The following is an 18,053-nucleotide window of genomic DNA, read 5'->3' as shown; positions in this document are numbered from 1 at the left end:
GGATGCCGCGCCCGGCGGACCGGACGCGGCAGCACTCATCCCTTGATGTAGGGCACGCCGTCCGCGGCAGGTGCCCGGGAGCGGCCGACGACTCCGGCGACGACGAAGATCGTCACCAGGTACGGCAGCATCAGCATGAATTCGCTCGGGACCGGCGAGCCGATCACGCTGAGCGTGTTCTGCAGGCTCGACGCGAAGCCGAACAGGAGCGCCGCCAGGGTCGCCTTGAACGGGTCCCACTGGCCGAAGATCACCGCGGCCAAGGCGATGAAGCCCGCACCCGCCGTCATCTCCTTGTTGAAGGCGATGCCGTTTCCGATCGTGAAGACCGTGCCGCCGAGACCGGCGATCGCGCCCGCGAGCAGGACGTTCCAGAACCGGGTCGGGTTGACCTTGATACCGACGGTGTCGGCCGCCTGCGGGTGCTCACCGACGGCGCGCAGACGCAGGCCCCATCGGGTGCGGAACATCCCGAACCAGACGAGCGCGACCGCGATGTACATGAGGTACACGATGATCGTCTGCCGGAACAGCACCGGACCGATGATCGGGATCTCGCTCAGGAACGGGATCGGGATGCGCGGGAACCGCGGCGGGGAGTTCAGCAGCGCCTGGTTCGGCTGGAGGACCTGCGAGTAGAAGAAGCTCGTCAGGCCGATCACGAGGACGTTCAGGACGACACCGACGATCACCTGATCGACGAGATATCTGATCGCGAAGGCCGCCAGGACGAACGCCACGAGCACGCCGGCGAACATCGCCGCGACGAGACCGAGCAGCGGCTGTCCGGTGAGCGAGGAGACCACCGCCGCGCTGAAGGCTCCGGCCAGCAGCTGACCCTCGATCGCGATGTTCACGACACCCGCCCGCTCGCCGATCACGCCGGCGAGAGCCCCGTAGATCAGGGGGATCGCGAGGGCCACCGCGCCGGCCAGGAGACCGGCGAGCGGGATCGTCGCACCCGCCGCGGCCCACGTGAGGAACCCGACGATCGCGATGACGATGTAGGCCGCGACGAGCCAGAGCGGCGTCTTGCGGAACCCGCGCACGAGGATGGCCGAGAAGACCGTCAGCAGCACGAGAAGGCCGAACACCGTCCAGATCGTCACCCCGACCGGCGCGCTGATCGCGGGCAGCTGCAGGGCGTCAGCCTCGGTCGAGATGCGGAACGTCGTCTCACCGCTGCGCGGCACGGCGAGGATCAGCAGCGCGTAGAGAACGGTGAAGACCGCGAACGCGATCGGCGCCTTCCAGCTGCGCACGTCGGCCTTCGCGGGTGCCTCGACGGCTGCCGCGCCTGTGGTCTGCGTGAGTGTCACTTCGCCACCGCCCCTGCCTCGGCCTTGAGCTGCTTCTGCCGCGCCTTCTCGCGCCGGCGCTGATCGCGCTCGGCGGAGGGCAGGAAGAAGATCGTTCGCACGAGCGGCGGTGCCGCGATGAAGAGCACGATGAGCGCCTGGACGACCGTGATGATCTCGATCGGCACGCCCTGTGCGGCCTGCATGGAGAATCCACCGGCCTTGAACGCGCCGAACAGGATGCCGGCCGCGAACGTGCCCCACGGCGTCGAGCGTCCGAGCAGAGCGACCGTGATCGCGTCGAACCCGATGCCGGCGTCGATGTCGGCCGAGAAGCCGGTCGTGATCGTGCCGAGCACCTGGTTCACTCCGGCCAGGCCCACCAGCGCGCCGGCGATCAGCATGCCGATGATGTACATGCTCGGGACGTTGATGCCCGCCACGCGCGCCGCGTGCGGGTTCTCCCCCACGGCGCGGAACTTGAATCCGAGGCTCGACCGGCTGAGGATCCACCACACCACGATCGTCGCGATGATCACGAGGATGAAGCCGAAGTGCAGGTTGTATTGGGGTCCGAACAGCTCGGGGAAGACCGCGGTGTCCTTCATCGGGGGCGTCTTCGGGTTGCTGGAGCCAGGAGCCTGCAGCAGGCCGGGGGTGCGCAGCATCCACGAGATCAGATAGAACGCGATGAAGTTCAGCATGATCGTCACGATGACTTCGTGCGCGCCCGTCCAGGCCTTCAGCGCACCCGCGATGCCGGCCCACAGCGCGCCGGCGATCAGGCCCGCGAGCAGGGCCACGATCATGTGGATGCCCCACGGCAGGTCGAGCGAGAACGCGACCCAGCCGGCCGCCGCCGACGCCATGAGCATCTGCCCGCGGCCGCCGATGTTGAACATGCCGATGCGGAACGCGAGCGCGACGCCCAGGCCCGCCGCGATCAGCGGGGTCGCGAAGGTGAGCGTCTCGGTGAGGGGACGGATGCCGCGGGCGAAGGTCGGCGCACCGAAGTTGTACACCGAGCCCTGGAACAGGGCGATGTAGGCGCCGGAGACCGCGCTCCAGACCGCCGCGATCGTGTCACCGGGTCGTGCGAAGAAGTACTTCGACGCCGTCTGGACCTCCTCGTCGGTGAAGGCGATCATGATGCCGCCGACGATGAGGGCGAGCAGCACCGCGAGCACCGAGATGATCGCGTTGCCCTGGGTGATCTTGAGGAACGTGTCGTGCCACTTCGACGGCTCCGGCGCCTCCTTCTGCACGAGGGGCGCGGATCCGGGCGCGGTGATCGACGTGCCTCCGGTCAGGTTCTCGCTCATGCCGCGACTCCTCTGTCGTCGGTGGGCGGGGTCGCTTCGGCGGGCGTCTCGCCGGCCATCATGAGACCCAGGACGCCGCGCGGGGTGTCGCCCGGGACGATGCCGATGATGCGACCGCGGTACATCACGATGATGCGGTCCGCGAGCGCGGTGACCTCGTCGAGCTCGGTCGAGACGACGATCACCGGGATGCCGGCATCCCGCGTCTGCACGATGCGCTTGTGGATGAACTCGATCGAGCCGACGTCCACGCCGCGGGTCGGCTGCGCCGCCACGAGCAGGGACAGATCCCGGCTGAGTTCGCGGGCGAGCACGACCTTCTGCTGGTTGCCGCCGGAGAGGGTGCCGACCGGGGCGTCGATCCCGGGACCGCGGACGTCGAATTCGGTGAACTTCTGCGCGGCGAACTCGGCGATGTAGCCGAGTCGGAGACTGCCGGCGCGGACGAACGGCGGCCCGTCGGTGCGGTCGAGCACCAGGTTCTCGGCGATCGTCATCTTGCCGACGAGCCCGTGCTCCTGACGGTCCTCGGGGACGAACCCGACTCCCTCGTCGAGGATGCGGCGGACGCTGGCGCCGACGAGCTCCTCGCCGTTGAGCGTGATCGATCCCTTCACGCGCTGCTCGAGACCGACCAGCGCCTCCGTCAGCTCGGTCTGACCGTTGCCCTGCACACCGGCGATCGCGACGATCTCGCCCGCCCGCACGTCGAAGCTCACGTCGTTGACGACGATCTGGTCCTTCGCGTCGATGACCGTGAGGCCTTCGACCACGAGGGACCGGTCGCCGAGCTTCGGCTCGTCCTTGTGGACCTTCAGTTCGACGGCGCGACCGACCATGAGTTCGGCCAGCTCGGCGTTCGTCGCCGTCGGCGACGCCTCGCCGACGACCTTGCCGAGCCGGATCACCGTGATGCGATCCGCGACCTCGCGGACTTCGCGCAGCTTGTGGGTGATGAACACGATCGAGGTGCCCGACTCCTTGAGCTGGCGCATGATGCCCATGAGCTCATCGGTCTCCTGCGGCGTGAGCACGGCGGTCGGCTCATCGAAGACGAGGACGCGCGCGTCGCGCGAGAGCGCCTTGATGATCTCGACGCGCTGCTGCACGCCGACCGGGAGGTCTTCGACCAGCGCATCGGGATCGACGTCGAAACCGAAGCGGGCGGAGATCTCGCGGACGCGCTCGCGCGCGGTGGCGAGGTCGAGGATGCCGCCGGCCTTGGTCGCCTCATGGCCCAGCATGACGTTCTCGGCGACGGTGAAGACGGGGATCAGCATGAAGTGCTGATGGACCATTCCGATGCCGGCGCGCATCGCATCGCCGGGACCCTGGAAGTTCTGGACGACATCGTCCAGAAGGATGACACCGTCGTCGGCACGGTACAGCCCGTAGAGAACGTTCATCAGCGTCGACTTGCCGGCGCCGTTCTCGCCCAGGAGACAGTGGATCTCTCCGGGCTGGACGACGAGGTCGATGTGATCGTTCGCGACGAGGGTGCCGAACCGCTTGGTGATCCCGCGGAGTTCGAGCTTCATAGCTGAAGATCCTAGTAAGTGGGGCGCGTTCGGGCGCGTGGGGAAAACGGAAACGGGGAGGCTGGGCGACCAGCCTCCCCGTCCGTGGAGGGATTACTGAGCGAGGTAGGACTCGACCGGGATCGACCCGTCGATGATGCCCGCCGCGATCGTGTCGAGCTCGCCCTGGAGGTCAGGCGAGACCTTGGACTCGAAGTCGTGGAACGGGGCCAGCGCCACGCCCTCGTTCTCGAGCGTGCCGATGAACGGCGTCGCGTCGAAGTCGCCCGTACCGGCGGCCAGGACCGCCTCCTGGACGCCCACGTCGATCGCCTTGCGGATCGAGGTCAGCAGCAGGTCGGCGACCGACGGGTCGGTCTCGAACACGTCCGCGTCCACGCCGAGCAGCGCGATGTCGCGGCCGGAGTCGCGGATCACCGAAGCAGCGCTCTGGTAGATCGGTCCGCCGACGGGCAGGAGCACGTCCACACCCTGGTCGACCAGGCCCTGGGCCGCGTTGATGGCGTCCTGGTTGGCCGCGAAGCCACCGGTGAAGACACCGTCCTGAGCAGCGCGATCCCAGCCGAGGACCTCGACCGTGTCACCCTTCTCGGAGTTCCAGTACTCCACGCCCTGCGCGAAGCCGTCCATGAAGATCGAGACGGTCGGGAAGTTCATGCCGCCGAACGTGCCGACCTTCTTGGCCGTCGAGTACGACGCCGACGCGTAGCCCGCGAGGAACGCGGCCTGCGAGGTGTCGAAGATGATCGGCTTGATGTTGGGCGCGTCGGTGTTGCCGTCGAAGTCGTTGTCGACCACGTCGTCGATCGAGACGAACTCGATGTCGGGGTTGGCAATCGCGGCCTCACCGGCGGCGGACGCGAGCGCGAAGCCGACCGTGATGATGAGCGTGCAGTTCTGGTCGATCAGGCTCGTGATGTTCGGGGCGAAGTCCGCCTCGGAGTCCGACTGGACCGTGACGTATTCGACGCCGAGCTCATCGGAGGCCGCAACGAGGCCCTCGAAGCCGAGCTGGTTGAACGACTTGTCGTCGAATCCGCCCGCGTCCGAGACCATGCAGGGCTTGAAGCCGTCGACGGCACCGCCGGCGGCAGCGGTTTCGCTGGCGGCCGGCTCGGGTGCCGATCCGCAGCCGGCAAGGGCGACGAGGAGTCCGGCGGCGGCAACTACCCCGACGAACTTCTTGGTGGTAGAGAAAGTCAACTCACGCCTCCATGAAAGGTGCCCCGCGCACTTCGCGGGTGACGTGCCAAAGTTACCGACTGTGACGCGGGGCTTGCATGCCGGACGGGCCCCCGGCGGCCAATGGTTACAAAGACGCAACACGCCGGAATCGGATGCCGCACTCGGCGGGACTGCGATTCACCGGTGCCGGTGCGCCGGGCGCGGCATCCGCTCAGAGGACGTCGCCGCGTCCGGTGAGCTTGAGGGCGTCCACGACGCCCTTCACGCGCTGCGCGTGCTCGCTCGTGGTCACCAGGAGCGCGTCCTCGGTGTCGACCACGACGATGTCCTTCACGCCGATCAGGCTGATCACGCGCTGCGTCTGACTGACGACGATGCCGCTGGAGGCATCGGAGAGGATGCGCGCGTTCTCGCCCAGGATCGCCAGGTCGTTCTTGCGTCCGTGGGAGTTGAGCTTGGCCAGGCTCGCGAAATCGCCCACGTCGTCCCAGTCGAAGTGGCCCGGGATGACCGCGAGGCGCCCTTTCTCGGCGGCGGGCTCGGCGACGGCGTAGTCGATCGCGATCTTGGTGAGGGTCGGCCACACGCGGTCCACGACCGGACCGCGCTTCTCGCGGTCGTCCCACGCCTCGGCGAGATCCATGAGACCGGCGTAGAGGTGCGGATCCTGCTCGGCGATCTCCCCGAGGAGGACGTCGGCACGCGAGATGAACATGCCGGCGTTCCACAGGTACGACCGCTCGGCGAAGTACTCCTTGGCCGTCTCCAGATCGGGCTTCTCGACGAAGCGCTCCACCAGTGCGGCCTCGGGTGCGCCGTCGACGATGAGCTCGGATGCCTTCTTTATGTAGCCGAATCCGATCGAGGGCTCGGCCGGCTGGATGCCGATCGTGCAGATGTAACCCTCGCGCGCGACGGCGACCGCCTGGCGCACCGCCCACTCGAACAGATGCGGGACGCGGATCACGTGGTCGGCCGCGAACGAGCCGATGATGACGTCGGGTTCGCGACGCACCAGGATCGCTGCGGCGAGACCGATCGCCGCGGTCGAATCGCGCGGCTCGGACTCCAGGAACACGTTGTGGTCGGGGATGTCCGGCAGTTCCTTCTCCACGGCGGCGCGGTGCGCGCGCCCCGTGACGACCGCGATGCGGTCGCCGCCGGTCAGCGGCTCGAGGCGGTTCCACGTGTCGCGCAGCAGCGACGAACCCGATCCGGTGAGGTCGTGCAGGAACTTGGGGGCGTCCGCGCGCGACAGCGGCCACAGGCGGCTGCCGATCCCGCCTGCGGGGATGACGGCGTAGAAGTCCTCGATCGGCTCTGGCATGCCTCCACCGTAGCCGCGGGCCCCGACCGGCGCGTTTCGCCCGCATGTCCGGCATGTGTACCGGCTCGGGGTCCGAAACTCTCTCGACATCGAGAGAGTTTCGGTACGCCGACGTCGCCCGCCTCATCGGGGCGGTCCTAGGATGGGTACGCGCCAGCGCAAGGTCCGCACCGGCGCTCAACGACCTCGCACCGAGCAGGGAGGACGATCGTGTCCACAGTCACACGCTCCGTACCGTCGGTATCCGAGACCACCTCGAAAGTCCCCCGCGGCACGCTGTACCGCGGCCGCGAGGGCATGTGGTCGTGGGTGCTGCACCGCATCACCGGAGTGGCGATCTTCTTCTTCCTCCTGGTGCACGTCCTGGACACCGCTCTGATCCGCGTCTCCCCCGAGGCGTACAACGCGGTGATCGGCACCTACAAGAACCCCCTGATGGCCATCGGCGAGGTCGTCCTCGTCGCGGCGATCGCGTACCACGCGTACAACGGCCTCCGCATCATCGCGGTCGACCTGTGGCCGTGGGCGACGCGGCACCAGCGTCAGCTCTGGTGGGGTGTGCTCGGCATCTGGGCCGTCACGATGGCCGGCTTCGCGCCCCGCCACCTCATGCTCGCGTTCGGAGGTGAGTGATGACCACGATCGCGGATCCCCGCTCGTCCCACACGACTGTCCGCCGCTCGGGACCCAACCTCGAGAAGTGGGGCTGGATCTACATGCGCGTCTCGGGCGTGTTCCTGGTGATCCTCATCTTCGGCCACCTCTTCGTGAACCTCATGCTCGGCGAGGGCATCTCCGGAATCGACTTCGCCTTCGTCGCCGGCAAGCTCGCGAATCCCTTCTGGCAGTGGTGGGACGTGCTGATGCTGTGGCTCGCCCTGATCCACGGCGCGAACGGCATGCGCACGATCACGAACGACTACGTCACGAACGCGAAGGTGCGCCGCGTGCTGGTCTGGGCGATCGGCTTGGCTGCGGCCTTCCTGATCGTGCTGGGCACGCTCGTGGTCTTCACTTTCGACCCCTGCATCGGGCTGACCTCCGACAGCGTCGATTTCCTGCAAGAACTGTGCGCGGCGTAGCACGAGAGACAGAAGGCACCCACACGTGAGCAGCGAGACCCAGAGCGTCGTCCGGGACGGCGTGCACTACCACCAGTTCGACATCGTGATCGTGGGCGCCGGCGGCGCCGGCATGCGTGCGGCGATCGAGGCCGGACCGGGAGCCCGGACGGCCGTGATCTCCAAGCTCTACCCGACGCGTTCGCACACGGGTGCGGCGCAGGGCGGCATGGCCGCGGCGCTCGCGAACGTCGAAGAGGACTCGTGGGAGTGGCACACGTTCGACACGGTCAAGGGCGGCGACTACCTCGTCGACCAGGACGCCGCCGAGATCCTCGCCAAGGAGGCGATCGACGCGGTCATCGACCTCGAGAACATGGGTCTGCCGTTCAACCGCACCCCCGAGGGCAAGATCGACCAGCGCCGCTTCGGCGGACACACCGCCGATCACGGCAAGACGCCCGTCCGCCGCGCGTGCTACGCCGCGGACCGAACCGGCCACATGATCCTGCAGACGCTCTTCCAGAACTGCGTCAAGCTCGGGATCAACTTCTTCAACGAGTTCTACGTCCTCGACCTCATCACGGTCGACAAGGCGGACGGCTCGAAGGAGATCGCCGGCGTCGTCGCCTACGAGCTGGCCACCGGTGACCTGCACGTCTTCCACTCCAAGGCCGTCATCTTCGCCACGGGCGGCTTCGGCAAGATCTACAAGACGACCTCGAACGCCCACACCCTCACCGGCGACGGCGTCGGGATCGTCTGGCGCAAGGGCCTGCCGCTGGAGGACATGGAGTTCTTCCAGTTCCACCCGACCGGTCTCGCCGGGCTCGGCATCCTGCTCACGGAGGGCGCTCGCGGTGAAGGCGCGATCCTGCGCAACGTCTCGGGCGAGCGCTTCATGGAGCGGTACGCGCCGACGATCAAGGACCTCGCCCCGCGCGACATCGTGAGCCGCTGCATGCAGCAGGAGGTCGCCGAGGGGCGCGGCGCCGGTCCGCACCGCGACTACGTCCTGCTGGACTGCACGCACCTGGGGGCTGAGGTCCTCGAGACGAAGCTCCCCGACATCACGGAGTTCGCCCGCACGTATCTCGGCGTCGATCCGGTCGTCGAGCCCGTGCCGGTGATGCCCACCGCGCACTACGCGATGGGCGGCATCCCGACGAACAACAACGCCGAGGTCCTCTCGAACAACACCACGGTCGTGCCCGGCCTGTACGCCGCCGGCGAGTGCGCATGCGTCTCGGTGCACGGCTCGAACCGACTCGGCACGAACTCGCTCCTGGACATCAACGTCTTCGGCAAGCGCGCCGGCAAGAACGCCGTGCAGTACGTGCAGACCGCCGACTTCGTCCCGCTTCCGGAGGACCCGGCCGCACAGGTGCGCAACCTGATCGAGGGGCTCCGCGCCGGAACCGGCACGGAGCGCATCGCGGTCCTGCGCAAGAAGCTGCAGGAGGAGATGGACAAGGGCGCACAGGTGTTCCGCACCGAGGAGTCCCTGACGCACGTCCTCGGTGTGATCGAGGAGCTGCGCGAGCGGTTCAAGAACATCCACGTGGACGACAAGGGCAAGCGCTACAACACCGATCTGCTCGAAGCCGTCGAGCTCGGCTTCCTGCTCGACATCGCCGAAGTCGTCGTCGTCACCGCCCGCAACCGCAAGGAGAGCCGCGGCGGGCACATGCGCGACGACTTCCCCAAGCGCGACGACGAGTCGTACATGCAGCACACGATGGCCTATCTCTCCGGGGATGCCGGATCCTCGCACGCCGACGACCACATCCGTCTGGACTGGAAACCCGTCGTCATCACCCGCTACCAGCCGATGGAGAGGAAGTACTGATGTCGACTGCGCTCGTGGACCCCGGCACGATCGACAAGATCGAAGAGGAGGCGGCCGCCGACACCGGCATCCAGTCGTTCCTCGTCACCTTCATCATCCGTCGCTTCGATCCCGAGGTCGACGAAGAGCCCCGCTGGGTCGATTACGACGTCGAGCTCTACTCGACCGATCGCGTGCTCGATGCCCTCCACAAGATCAAGTGGGAGGTCGACGGCTCGCTCACCTTCCGCCGTTCGTGCGCGCACGGCATCTGCGGGTCGGACGCGATGCGCATCAACGGTCGCAATCGTCTGGCGTGCAAGACGCTCATCAAGGACCTCGACATCTCGCAGCCGATCTACGTCGAGGCGATCAAGGGTCTGCCGCTGGAGAAGGACCTCATCGTCGACATGGAGCCGTTTTTCGCCTCCTACCGCGAGGTGCAGCCGTTCCTGATCGCGAACTCCACGCCGGAGAAGGGCAAGGAGCGCATCCAGTCGATCGTCGACCGCGAGGTCTTCGACGACACGACCAAGTGCATCCTGTGCGCGGCCTGCACGTCCTCGTGCCCGGTGTTCTGGACCGACGGACAGTACTTCGGCCCCGCGGCGATCGTGAACGCGCACCGCTTCATCTTCGATTCGCGCGACGACGCGGGCGATGTGCGTCTGGACATCCTCAACGACAAGGAAGGCGTGTGGCGCTGCCGCACGACGTTCAACTGCACCGAGGCATGCCCCCGCGGCATCGAGGTGACCAAGGCGATCGCCGAGGTCAAGCAGGCGGTGCTGCGCGGCCGGTAGTGGCGAGTATGCTCCGAGCGTGAGCACGCCCACCGCCCCCGCACGCGAGCGGGTCGCGGTGACACTCTCGTACGCGGCCCAGGGTCTGGGCTACGCCGTCGTGGTCACCTCGCTCCCGGCGTTCAAGGATCGGCTGGGGATCGACGACCTGACGGTCTCGCTGCTGGTGCTGCTCGTGTGCGTCACCGCGGTGCTCGGATCGGTCGGGGCCGATGTCATGGCGAAGTGGCGCGGGAGTCGCGTGGCGCTCGCGGCAGGTCTTGCCGTCGAGGCTCTGGCGTTCGTGAGCGTCATCGTCTCGGTGCTCCTCCCCGATCCGGCGTTCTTGCTCTTCGCCGGGGCATTCGGGCTGTACGGGCTGGGACTGGGCGCGGTCGATGCCGGCGGTGCCATGCAGGGCGTGCTCGTGCAGCGCCGGTACGGCCGCGACATCATGGGCGGCTACTTCGCGGCGTACACCGCTGCGGCGATCGTCGGTGCGGTCGTCGTGGCCGGCGCCTCCGCCGTCGGCGCTGCGGTGATCGCACCGCTCGTCGTGTCGGTCCTGCTGGCGGTCACGGTCGCCGCCTGGGGGCTCCGGGTCTTCGACCCCGCCCGGGCCGCCGCGCCGATCGGGGCGCATGCCCGCACACCGCTCCCCCGGCGCGGCGTCTGGCTGTTCGGCGTCGTCATCCTCGCCGCCTTCACCGTCGACTCGGCCGTCTCGACGTGGAGCACCGTCTACCTGCAGGACGACCTGCTCGCCACCGCGGCGCTGGCACCCATCGGCTACGCGGCCTACCAGGCCGCCATCCTCGTCACGCGCCTGGTGACCGACCGCGCCGCCGGCCGGTTCGGCCGCGCCCGGGTGGTCACCGTCGCCACGGCGGTCTCGGTCGCGGGCTGCGCGCTCGTCGCGGCCCTGCCCCTCCCCATCGCCGCCGTCATCGGGTTCGCGCTCGCCGGTGTCGCCGTCGGTGCGCTGGTGCCGCTCGCCTTCACGTCGGCGGGCGCCCTCTCACCGGCGCGCAGCGACGAGATCATCGCCCGGGTCAACCTCTTCAACTACGCCGGTGCAGTCCTCGGGGCGGTCATGCTCGGGCTCCTCGCCGACGCACCCGGCCTCGGGATCGCCTTCCTCCTGCCCGCCGCCCTTCTGGTGCCGGTCTTGTTCATCACACGGAGGTTCCGCGCGCCGGTGTCCGCGGGCGCCGTCGCGGACCGGGCGGGCCGGGATGCGGCATCCGTCGATCGATGAGACGGATCGGTAATCTGAGAGCGTGAGTCACGAGCGCGCGGACACCGAGGTGCGTGACCCGCGGGCGGCCGCCAAGCATGCGGCCCGCGAGGAGGAGACGCTCCGCGAGCGCTGGGAGGCGACGCAGGAGTCATTCCGCGAACGGTTCGATGAGCCCCTGCAGACCGCGACGAAGCTGACGCAGGCGACGCTCTCCTGGTTCCCCGTGCGAGTGTGGCGGCATTTCCTGATCAACAACGGCTTCCTGCTCGGCGCCGGCATCAGCTACCAGGCGCTGTTCGCGATCTTCGCCGCCGTGTACGTCGCGTTCGCGATCACCGGGATCTGGCTCGGCGGCAACGAGGACGCCGTGAACGCCATGATCGGCGTGATCAACAACTACGTGCCGAATCTCATCAGCGCCAGTGGCGTCATCACGCCCGAGCAGGTGCAGGACATCGTCTCGCAGACCACCGGCGTGCTGGGGGTGACGGGCCTGATCGCCCTCATCACGGTCATCTGGACCGCGATCGGCTGGGTGACGTACTCGCGCCGCGGAGTGCGCGACATGTTCGGGCTGCCGCCGGACCGGCGCAGCTACGTCCTGCTGAAGGCACGCGACCTCGTCGCCGCGACGATCTTCGGTGCGGCGCTCATCGTCGGCGCCGCCCTCACCTGGGTGAGCTCCTGGCTGCTGTCGGTCATCCTGTCCATGCTGGGCGTCCAATTGGACCGCGGAGCGCTCAGCACGAGCATCGGCATCGGCTCGGTGATCGTCTCGTTCGCGTTGAACTCCACCGCCCTCGCGGCGCTGTTCCGCTTCCTCACGGGCACCGAGCTGCAGTGGCGCACGATCTGGCCGGGCGCCCTGCTCGGCGGCGGCGCGCTGACCATCCTGCAGTTCGGTGCGGGTCTGCTTCTCAGCTACACACCGTCCAACCCGCTGCTGGCGACCTTCGCGCTGTTCGTGGGACTGCTGCTGTGGTTCAAGATCAGTGGCATCATCATGCTCGTCGCGGCCGCGTGGATCGCCGTGGCGACCAGAGACAAGGACATCCCGCTGCTTCTGCCCACGGAAGCCGAGCGGATCGCCGCCGAGCACAAAGCGCTCCTGCTCGCCGCGCAAGTCCGGTTGCGAACAGCGCGCGAGGCTCGTGATTCTGCGCCGTGGTGGCGGATCTGGCGCGCCGACCTCGCCCTGCGCGAAGCGGAGGAGGAACTGGCCGCGGTCCAGGACTCGGCGCCCGCCCTGCCGCCACCCTCCAAGCGCGCCCTCCGGGCCGAGCGCAAGATCGCCGATCGGCCCTGACCGCGACCGCCGTGTCGGGGCTGCTGGATAGGCTGGAAAGCGTGCCCCAACGCATCCGTCTCGCTTCTGTCAACGTCAACGGCATCCGCGCGGCGGTGCGCAACGGCATGGCCGGCTGGCTCGATGCCGCCGATGTCGACGTGCTCACCCTGCAGGAGGTGCGCGCGACCGCGGCAGACCTCGCCGGGGCGCTTCCGGGTTGGACGATCGCGAACGACGAGGCGCTCGCGAAGGGTCGCGCGGGAGTCGCGATCGCGAGCCGCATCGAGCCGTCCGCGGTGCGACGCGGACTCGGCGACGAGTCGATGGACCTGTCCGGCCGCTGGATCGAAGCGGACTTCGACGTCGCGGGGGCCACGCTGACCGCCGTGAGCGCGTATGTGCCCACCGGCGAGGCGGACACCGCCCGCCAGGATCTCAAATGGCGGTTCCTCGACGAGATGTCGGTGCGCATGGCCCAGATCGGATCGTCGACGCCGTACGCCGTGGTCACCGGCGATCTGAACGTCGGTCACCGCGAGTTCGACATCCGCAACTGGAAGGGCAACGTCAAGAACGCGGGCTTCCTCCCCCGCGAGCGCGCGTACTTCGACCGCTTACTGGGCCCTGCAGGACAGCGCGTCGCAGCCGTCGACGGCTCGGTCGGACTCGGGCTCGGGTGGGTCGACATCGGCCGCCGCACGCACGGCGAGGTCGACGGGCCCTACACCTGGTGGTCGAGCCGCGGGAAGGCGTTCGACAACGACACGGGCTGGCGGATCGACTACCACCTGGCGACGGGTCCCCTCGCCGCGCGGGCATCCGGGTATCACGTCGTGCGGGCGGCGTCGTGGGACACCCGCTGGAGCGACCACGCACCCGTCGTGGTGGACTACGCGCTCGGAGACTGACCGGAGCCGCCGGTCGCGGCGGAGCGGCATCCGCTCGTTCTGTCGAAGCCGGGCCACGCGACGCACGCCCGTAGAATCGTCGGGTGAGCAAACCCCGCCTGTATTCCGGCATGCAGCCGTCCGCCGACTCCCTTCAGATCGGCAACTACATCGGGGCCCTCATGCAGTGGCGCGACCTGCAGGAGACCTACGACGCGTTCTTCTCGGTGGTCGACCTGCACGCCCTGACCCAGCCGAACGACCCGGCCGAGCTGCGTGAGAAGACCCGCCGCACGGCCGCGCAGTACATCGCGGCCGGCATCGAGCCGTCCAAGTCGACCCTGTATGTGCAGTCGCACGTGTCGGCGCATCCCGAACTGGCCTGGATCCTGTCCACGATCACCGGCTTCGGCGAAGCCGGGCGCATGACGCAGTTCAAGGACAAGTCGCAGCGCTACGGAGCGGACGCCACCTCGGTGGGCCTGTTCACCTACCCGGTGCTCATGGCGGCGGACATCCTGCTCTATCAGACCGACATCGTGCCGGTCGGCGACGACCAGAAGCAGCACGTGGAACTCACCCGCGACCTCGCCGAGCGCTTCAACGCCCGGTACGGCGAGACGTTCCGCGTGCCGATGCCGGTGATCCAGCAGGAGACCGCCCGCATCTACGACCTGCAGAATCCGACGTCGAAGATGTCGAAGTCCGCCGAATCGGACGCCGGTGTGCTGTGGCTCCTGGATGACCCGGCCGTGTCCGCGAAGAAGATCATGCGCGCGGTGACCGATTCGGACGGCACGGTGCGCTACGACCGGGAGAACAAGCCCGGCGTCTCGAACCTGCTCGTGATCTACGCGGCGCTCACGGGCCGCCAGATCCCGGCGATCGAGGACGAGTACGCCGGTCGCGGCTACGGCGACTTCAAGAAGGGCCTGGCCGAAGTGGTCGTGAACGAGTTCGGCCCCGTCCGCGCCCGCGCGCTCGAGCTGCTCGATGACAAGGCGGAGCTGGACCGCGTGCTCGGGGCGAACGCCGACCGCGCTGCCGAGGTCGCCGGCAAGACCCTCTCCGACGTGTACGACCGGGTCGGTCTGCTCCGCCGCCGCACCTGAGCCCTCCGGCAGGTTGGCGACACCAATCTGCGATGGCGACTCAGGTTTCGTGGGGCGAAGGCAGGGATCTGCAGCCGAAGCCGTCGGGAAGGCTCAGACCGGCGGCGGGTAGCGTGAGCGCATGCGGCCCGTCACCCTGACCACCGAACGACTCGAGCTCTCCGTGCCCACCGAGGCCGACGTCGACGCGATCTTCGCGGCCTGCCAGGATCCGACGCTGCAGCGCTACACGACCGTCCCCTCGCCGTACGAACGGCAGCACGCCGAGGGATTCATCGGGTACGCCGCGACGCGGTGGCAGGATGACCTCGAGGCGACATGGGCGATCCGCGAGGGTGACGCACTGGTCGGCATGATCGGCCTGAACGGGATCACGCCGGCGGGAGCCGGGGAGATCGGCTACTGGATGGCCGCACCGCACCGCGGTCGAGGACTGATCACCGAAGCCGCGCGCGCCGTCGTGGACTGGGGCCTCGGTGCGCGCGGCGCGGCCCTCGCCCGCATGGAGTGGCGCGCCGTCGCCGGCAACACGGGCTCGGCATCCGTCGCCCGCAAGCTCGGCTTCCGCTACGAAGGACTGCTGCGCCGAGCCGCGGCGAACTCGTTCGGGCGCGACGACGCGTGGATCGCGGGCCTCCTCCCCGCCGATGACCGGATGCCGCAGCCCTGGCCCGTGCTCGGAGGCTGACCCGAGACACCGCACCACGCGCGTGCGAGGATGGGACGATGCCGGAGATGCCCGAAGTGCAGGGCCTCGTCGACTTCCTCCGCGGCAGGACGACGGGCCTGAGTATCACCCGCGTCACGGTCGCCGCGTTCGCGGCGCTGAAGACCTACGATCCGCCGGTCGACGCCCTGGTCGGCGCCGAGATCACCGCAGCCGCGCGGCACGGCAAGTTCATCGATCTGGCGACGACCACGTCCGCGCGAGACGGCGAGCCGCACCTGATCTTCCACCTCGCGAAGGCGGGCTGGCTGCGCTGGTACGACCAACTGCCCACCACGCTCATCCGCCCCGGCAAGACGCCGATCGCGTTGCGCGTAGCCCTGTCGGACGGATCCGGTTTCGACCTGACCGAGGCCGGCACGAAGAAGTCCCTCGCGGTGTACGTGGTCGACGATCCGCAGGATGTCCCCGGCATCGCGCGCCTCGGCCCCGATCCGCTCGATCCGACCTTCACCCGCAACACCCTCGCGGGGCTCATCGAGGGCCGCCGCACCCAGATCAAGGGCGTGCTCCGCGACCAGTCGATCCTCGCCGGTGTCGGCAACGCGTACTCCGACGAGATCCTGCACGACGCGCGCATGTCCCCGTACGCGCTCGCTGCGAGCCTCACCCCCGAGGACGTCGACCGGCTCTACGCGGCGATGACCGAGACGCTGACGGATGCCGTGGCCGCGGCATCCGGAAAGCCCCCCGCCGAGCTCAAGGACGCCAAGCGCCGCGGCATGCAGGTGCACGGGCGCCGCGGCGAGACGTGCCCTGTGTGCGGCGACGTCGTGCGGAGCGTGTTCTTCGCGGACAACTCGCTCGAATACTGTGCGACGTGTCAGACCGGTGGCAAGGTGCTCGCGGACCGTCGGCTGTCGCGCCTGCTCAAGTAGCCGGCCTCAGCTGACGTCGCCGTCGACCCAGTCGAAGGTCTTGGTGACCGCTTTCTTCCAGTTGCGCAGGAGCCGCTCGCTCTCGGCCGGGTCCATCCGCGGCTCCCACCGCCGGTCCTCCTGCCAGTTCTTGGACAGGTCGTCCAGACCCGACCAGAAGCCGACCGCGAGCCCGGCGGCGTAGGCCGCCCCGAGCGCGGTGGTCTCCGGCACCACCGGACGCACGACCGGCACCTGCAGGATGTCCGCCTGGAACTGCATGAGCACCTCGTTGGAGGTCATGCCCCCGTCGACCTTGAGCTCGGTCAGCGGGACTCCGGAGTCCGCATTGACGGCATCCAGCACCTCACGGGTCTGGTAGGCCGTGGACTCCAGAACCGCTCGGGCGATGTGGCCCTTGTTGACGAAGCGCGTGAGCCCGACGAGTGCCCCACGGGCGTCTGAACGCCAGTACGGTGCGAATAGACCTGAGAACGCGGGAACGAAGTACGCGCCGCCGTTGTCCTCGACGCTCTCGGCGAGCGCCTGCACCTCCGAGGCCTCCGAGATGATCCCGAGGTTGTCGCGCAGCCACTGCACGAGCGACCCGGTCACCGCGATCGAGCCCTCCAGCGCGTAGTGCGCCGGTTCGTCGCCGAGCTTGTATCCGACCGTCGTGAGCAGGCCGTTCTTGGAGCGGACGATCTCGGTGTCGGTGTTGAAGATCAGGAAGTTGCCGGTGCCGTACGTGTTCTTGGCCTCGCCGCGCTCGAACGCCGCCTGACCGAAGGTGGCCGCCTGCTGATCGCCCAGGATCCCGGCGATCGGCGTCTCTCTGAGCAGACTCGACGACTCGGCGTGACCGTACACCTCGGAGGAGCTTCGGATCTCGGGCATCATCGACAGCGGCACCCCGAAGGCCTCGAGGATGTCCTCGCGCCAGGAGAGCGTCTCGAGGTCCATGAACATCGTGCGCGATGCGTTCGTGACGTCCGTCGCGTGCACCCCGCCGTCGACCCCTCCGGTGAGGTTCCACAGGATCCAGGTGTCGGTCGTGCCGAACAGCAGGTCGCCGGCCTCGGCGCGATCGCGCGCGCCGTCGACGTTCTCGAGGATCCACACGATCTTCGTGCCCGAGAAGTACGTCGCCAGGGGAAGCCCGACGATGTCCTTGAAGCGCTCGATCCCGCCGTCCGCGGCCAGCCGGTCGACGATCGGCTGGGTGCGGGTGTCCTGCCAGACGATCGCGTTGTACACCGGCTCGCCGGTCCGCTTGTCCCACACCACCGCGGTCTCGCGCTGATTCGTGATGCCGATCGCCGCGATGTCATGCCGGGTCAGGTCTGCCTTGGCCAGCGCCTGGCCGATCACCTCACGGGTGTTCTGCCAGATCTCGTTCGGGTCGTGCTCGACCCAACCCGCGCGCGGGAAGATCTGCTCGTGCTCCAGCTGGCCGCGCGCGACCGGCGATCCGGTGCCGTCGAAGATGATCGCGCGGGTCGACGTGGTCCCCTGGTCGATCGCGAGAACGTAGTCCGCCACAGTCGTACTCCCTTGTTCGATGCTGGGCTGTGCCCGTGCAGCGCGCCGCCGTCTCAGAC

16 protein-coding genes are annotated in these 18,053 nt (G+C 68.5%); 10 read left to right on the top strand and 6 right to left on the bottom strand.

Annotation, left to right across the window (positions count from 1 at the left end; all coding sequences use genetic code 11):
• Positions 1–35 precede the first annotated feature (35 nt).
• From ABD197_RS05200 to ABD197_RS05180, 5 genes are all read right to left on the bottom strand, one after another.
• Positions 36–1,319 (bottom strand): ABC transporter permease, encoded by a 1,284-nt coding sequence (locus ABD197_RS05200; RefSeq protein WP_425561000.1) that lies wholly within the window; start codon positions 1,317–1,319, stop codon positions 36–38.
• The gene (locus ABD197_RS05195) at positions 1,316–2,620 is read right to left on the bottom strand and encodes an ABC transporter permease (RefSeq protein ID WP_344052288.1); all 1,305 of its coding nucleotides are present in this window, start codon (positions 2,618–2,620) and stop codon (positions 1,316–1,318) included. The genes ABD197_RS05200 and ABD197_RS05195 overlap by 4 nt, the downstream gene beginning before the upstream one ends.
• Positions 2,617–4,158 (bottom strand): ABC transporter ATP-binding protein, encoded by a 1,542-nt coding sequence (locus tag ABD197_RS05190; protein ID WP_344052286.1) that lies wholly within the window; start codon positions 4,156–4,158, stop codon positions 2,617–2,619. The genes ABD197_RS05195 and ABD197_RS05190 overlap by 4 nt, the downstream gene beginning before the upstream one ends.
• Positions 4,159–4,251: 93 nt before the next feature.
• A complete protein-coding gene (locus ABD197_RS05185) occupies positions 4,252–5,361 on the bottom strand; it encodes a BMP family lipoprotein (RefSeq protein ID WP_344052284.1) in 1,110 nt (369 codons plus the stop codon).
• Positions 5,362–5,554: 193 nt separating this feature from the next.
• Positions 5,555–6,670 carry a mannose-1-phosphate guanylyltransferase gene (locus ABD197_RS05180; RefSeq protein WP_344052282.1) on the bottom strand — a complete coding sequence of 372 codons (1,116 nt, stop codon included), beginning with the start codon at positions 6,668–6,670 and terminating at the stop codon, positions 5,555–5,557.
• Positions 6,671–6,880: 210 nt separating this feature from the next.
• Between ABD197_RS05180 and sdhC the strand changes: the two genes are divergently transcribed.
• From sdhC to ABD197_RS05130, 10 genes are all read left to right on the top strand, one after another.
• Entirely contained in the window at positions 6,881–7,303 is a 423-nt protein-coding gene (gene sdhC, locus ABD197_RS05175; RefSeq protein ID WP_344052280.1) for a succinate dehydrogenase, cytochrome b556 subunit, read from the top strand.
• Positions 7,303–7,752 (top strand): succinate dehydrogenase, hydrophobic membrane anchor protein, encoded by a 450-nt coding sequence (gene sdhD, locus ABD197_RS05170; RefSeq protein WP_344052278.1) that lies wholly within the window; start codon positions 7,303–7,305, stop codon positions 7,750–7,752. Before sdhC ends, sdhD begins: the two co-directional genes overlap by 1 nt.
• Positions 7,753–7,777: 25 nt before the next feature.
• Complete coding sequence (sdhA, locus tag ABD197_RS05165; RefSeq protein ID WP_344052276.1) at positions 7,778–9,580, top strand: succinate dehydrogenase flavoprotein subunit; 1,803 nt, start codon at positions 7,778–7,780, stop codon at positions 9,578–9,580.
• Positions 9,580–10,362, top strand: a complete 783-nt coding sequence (locus tag ABD197_RS05160; protein WP_344052275.1) for a succinate dehydrogenase iron-sulfur subunit — start codon at positions 9,580–9,582, stop codon at positions 10,360–10,362. The genes sdhA and ABD197_RS05160 overlap by 1 nt, the downstream gene beginning before the upstream one ends.
• Positions 10,363–10,381: 19 nt before the next feature.
• Positions 10,382–11,599, top strand: coding sequence for an MFS transporter (locus ABD197_RS05155; RefSeq protein WP_344052273.1), 1,218 nt, complete (start codon positions 10,382–10,384; stop codon positions 11,597–11,599).
• A gap of 22 nt (positions 11,600–11,621) precedes the next feature.
• Positions 11,622–12,887, top strand: a complete 1,266-nt coding sequence (locus ABD197_RS05150) for a YihY/virulence factor BrkB family protein (protein WP_344052271.1) — start codon at positions 11,622–11,624, stop codon at positions 12,885–12,887.
• A 41-nt stretch (positions 12,888–12,928) separates the two neighbouring features.
• On the top strand, positions 12,929–13,777 hold the full coding sequence (locus ABD197_RS05145) for an exodeoxyribonuclease III (protein ID WP_344052270.1): 849 nt from the start codon (positions 12,929–12,931) through the stop codon (positions 13,775–13,777).
• Positions 13,778–13,860: 83 nt separating this feature from the next.
• Positions 13,861–14,868, top strand: coding sequence for a tryptophan--tRNA ligase (trpS, locus tag ABD197_RS05140; RefSeq protein WP_344052268.1), 1,008 nt, complete (start codon positions 13,861–13,863; stop codon positions 14,866–14,868).
• A gap of 121 nt (positions 14,869–14,989) precedes the next feature.
• On the top strand, positions 14,990–15,556 hold the full coding sequence (locus ABD197_RS05135) for a GNAT family N-acetyltransferase (protein WP_344052266.1): 567 nt from the start codon (positions 14,990–14,992) through the stop codon (positions 15,554–15,556).
• A 38-nt stretch (positions 15,557–15,594) separates the two neighbouring features.
• Positions 15,595–16,473, top strand: coding sequence for an Fpg/Nei family DNA glycosylase (locus ABD197_RS05130; RefSeq protein ID WP_344052264.1), 879 nt, complete (start codon positions 15,595–15,597; stop codon positions 16,471–16,473).
• 6 nt (positions 16,474–16,479) lie between these two features.
• Here ABD197_RS05130 and glpK read toward each other — a convergent pair whose 3' ends face one another.
• Positions 16,480–17,994, bottom strand: coding sequence for a glycerol kinase GlpK (gene glpK, locus ABD197_RS05125; RefSeq protein ID WP_344052262.1), 1,515 nt, complete (start codon positions 17,992–17,994; stop codon positions 16,480–16,482).
• Positions 17,995–18,053: the final 59 nt, after the last annotated feature.

Source organism: Microbacterium lacus, assembly GCF_039531105.1.
Taxonomy (GTDB): domain Bacteria; phylum Actinomycetota; class Actinomycetes; order Actinomycetales; family Microbacteriaceae; genus Microbacterium; species Microbacterium lacus.
This window is presented reverse-complemented; position numbering and strand designations above follow the sequence as displayed.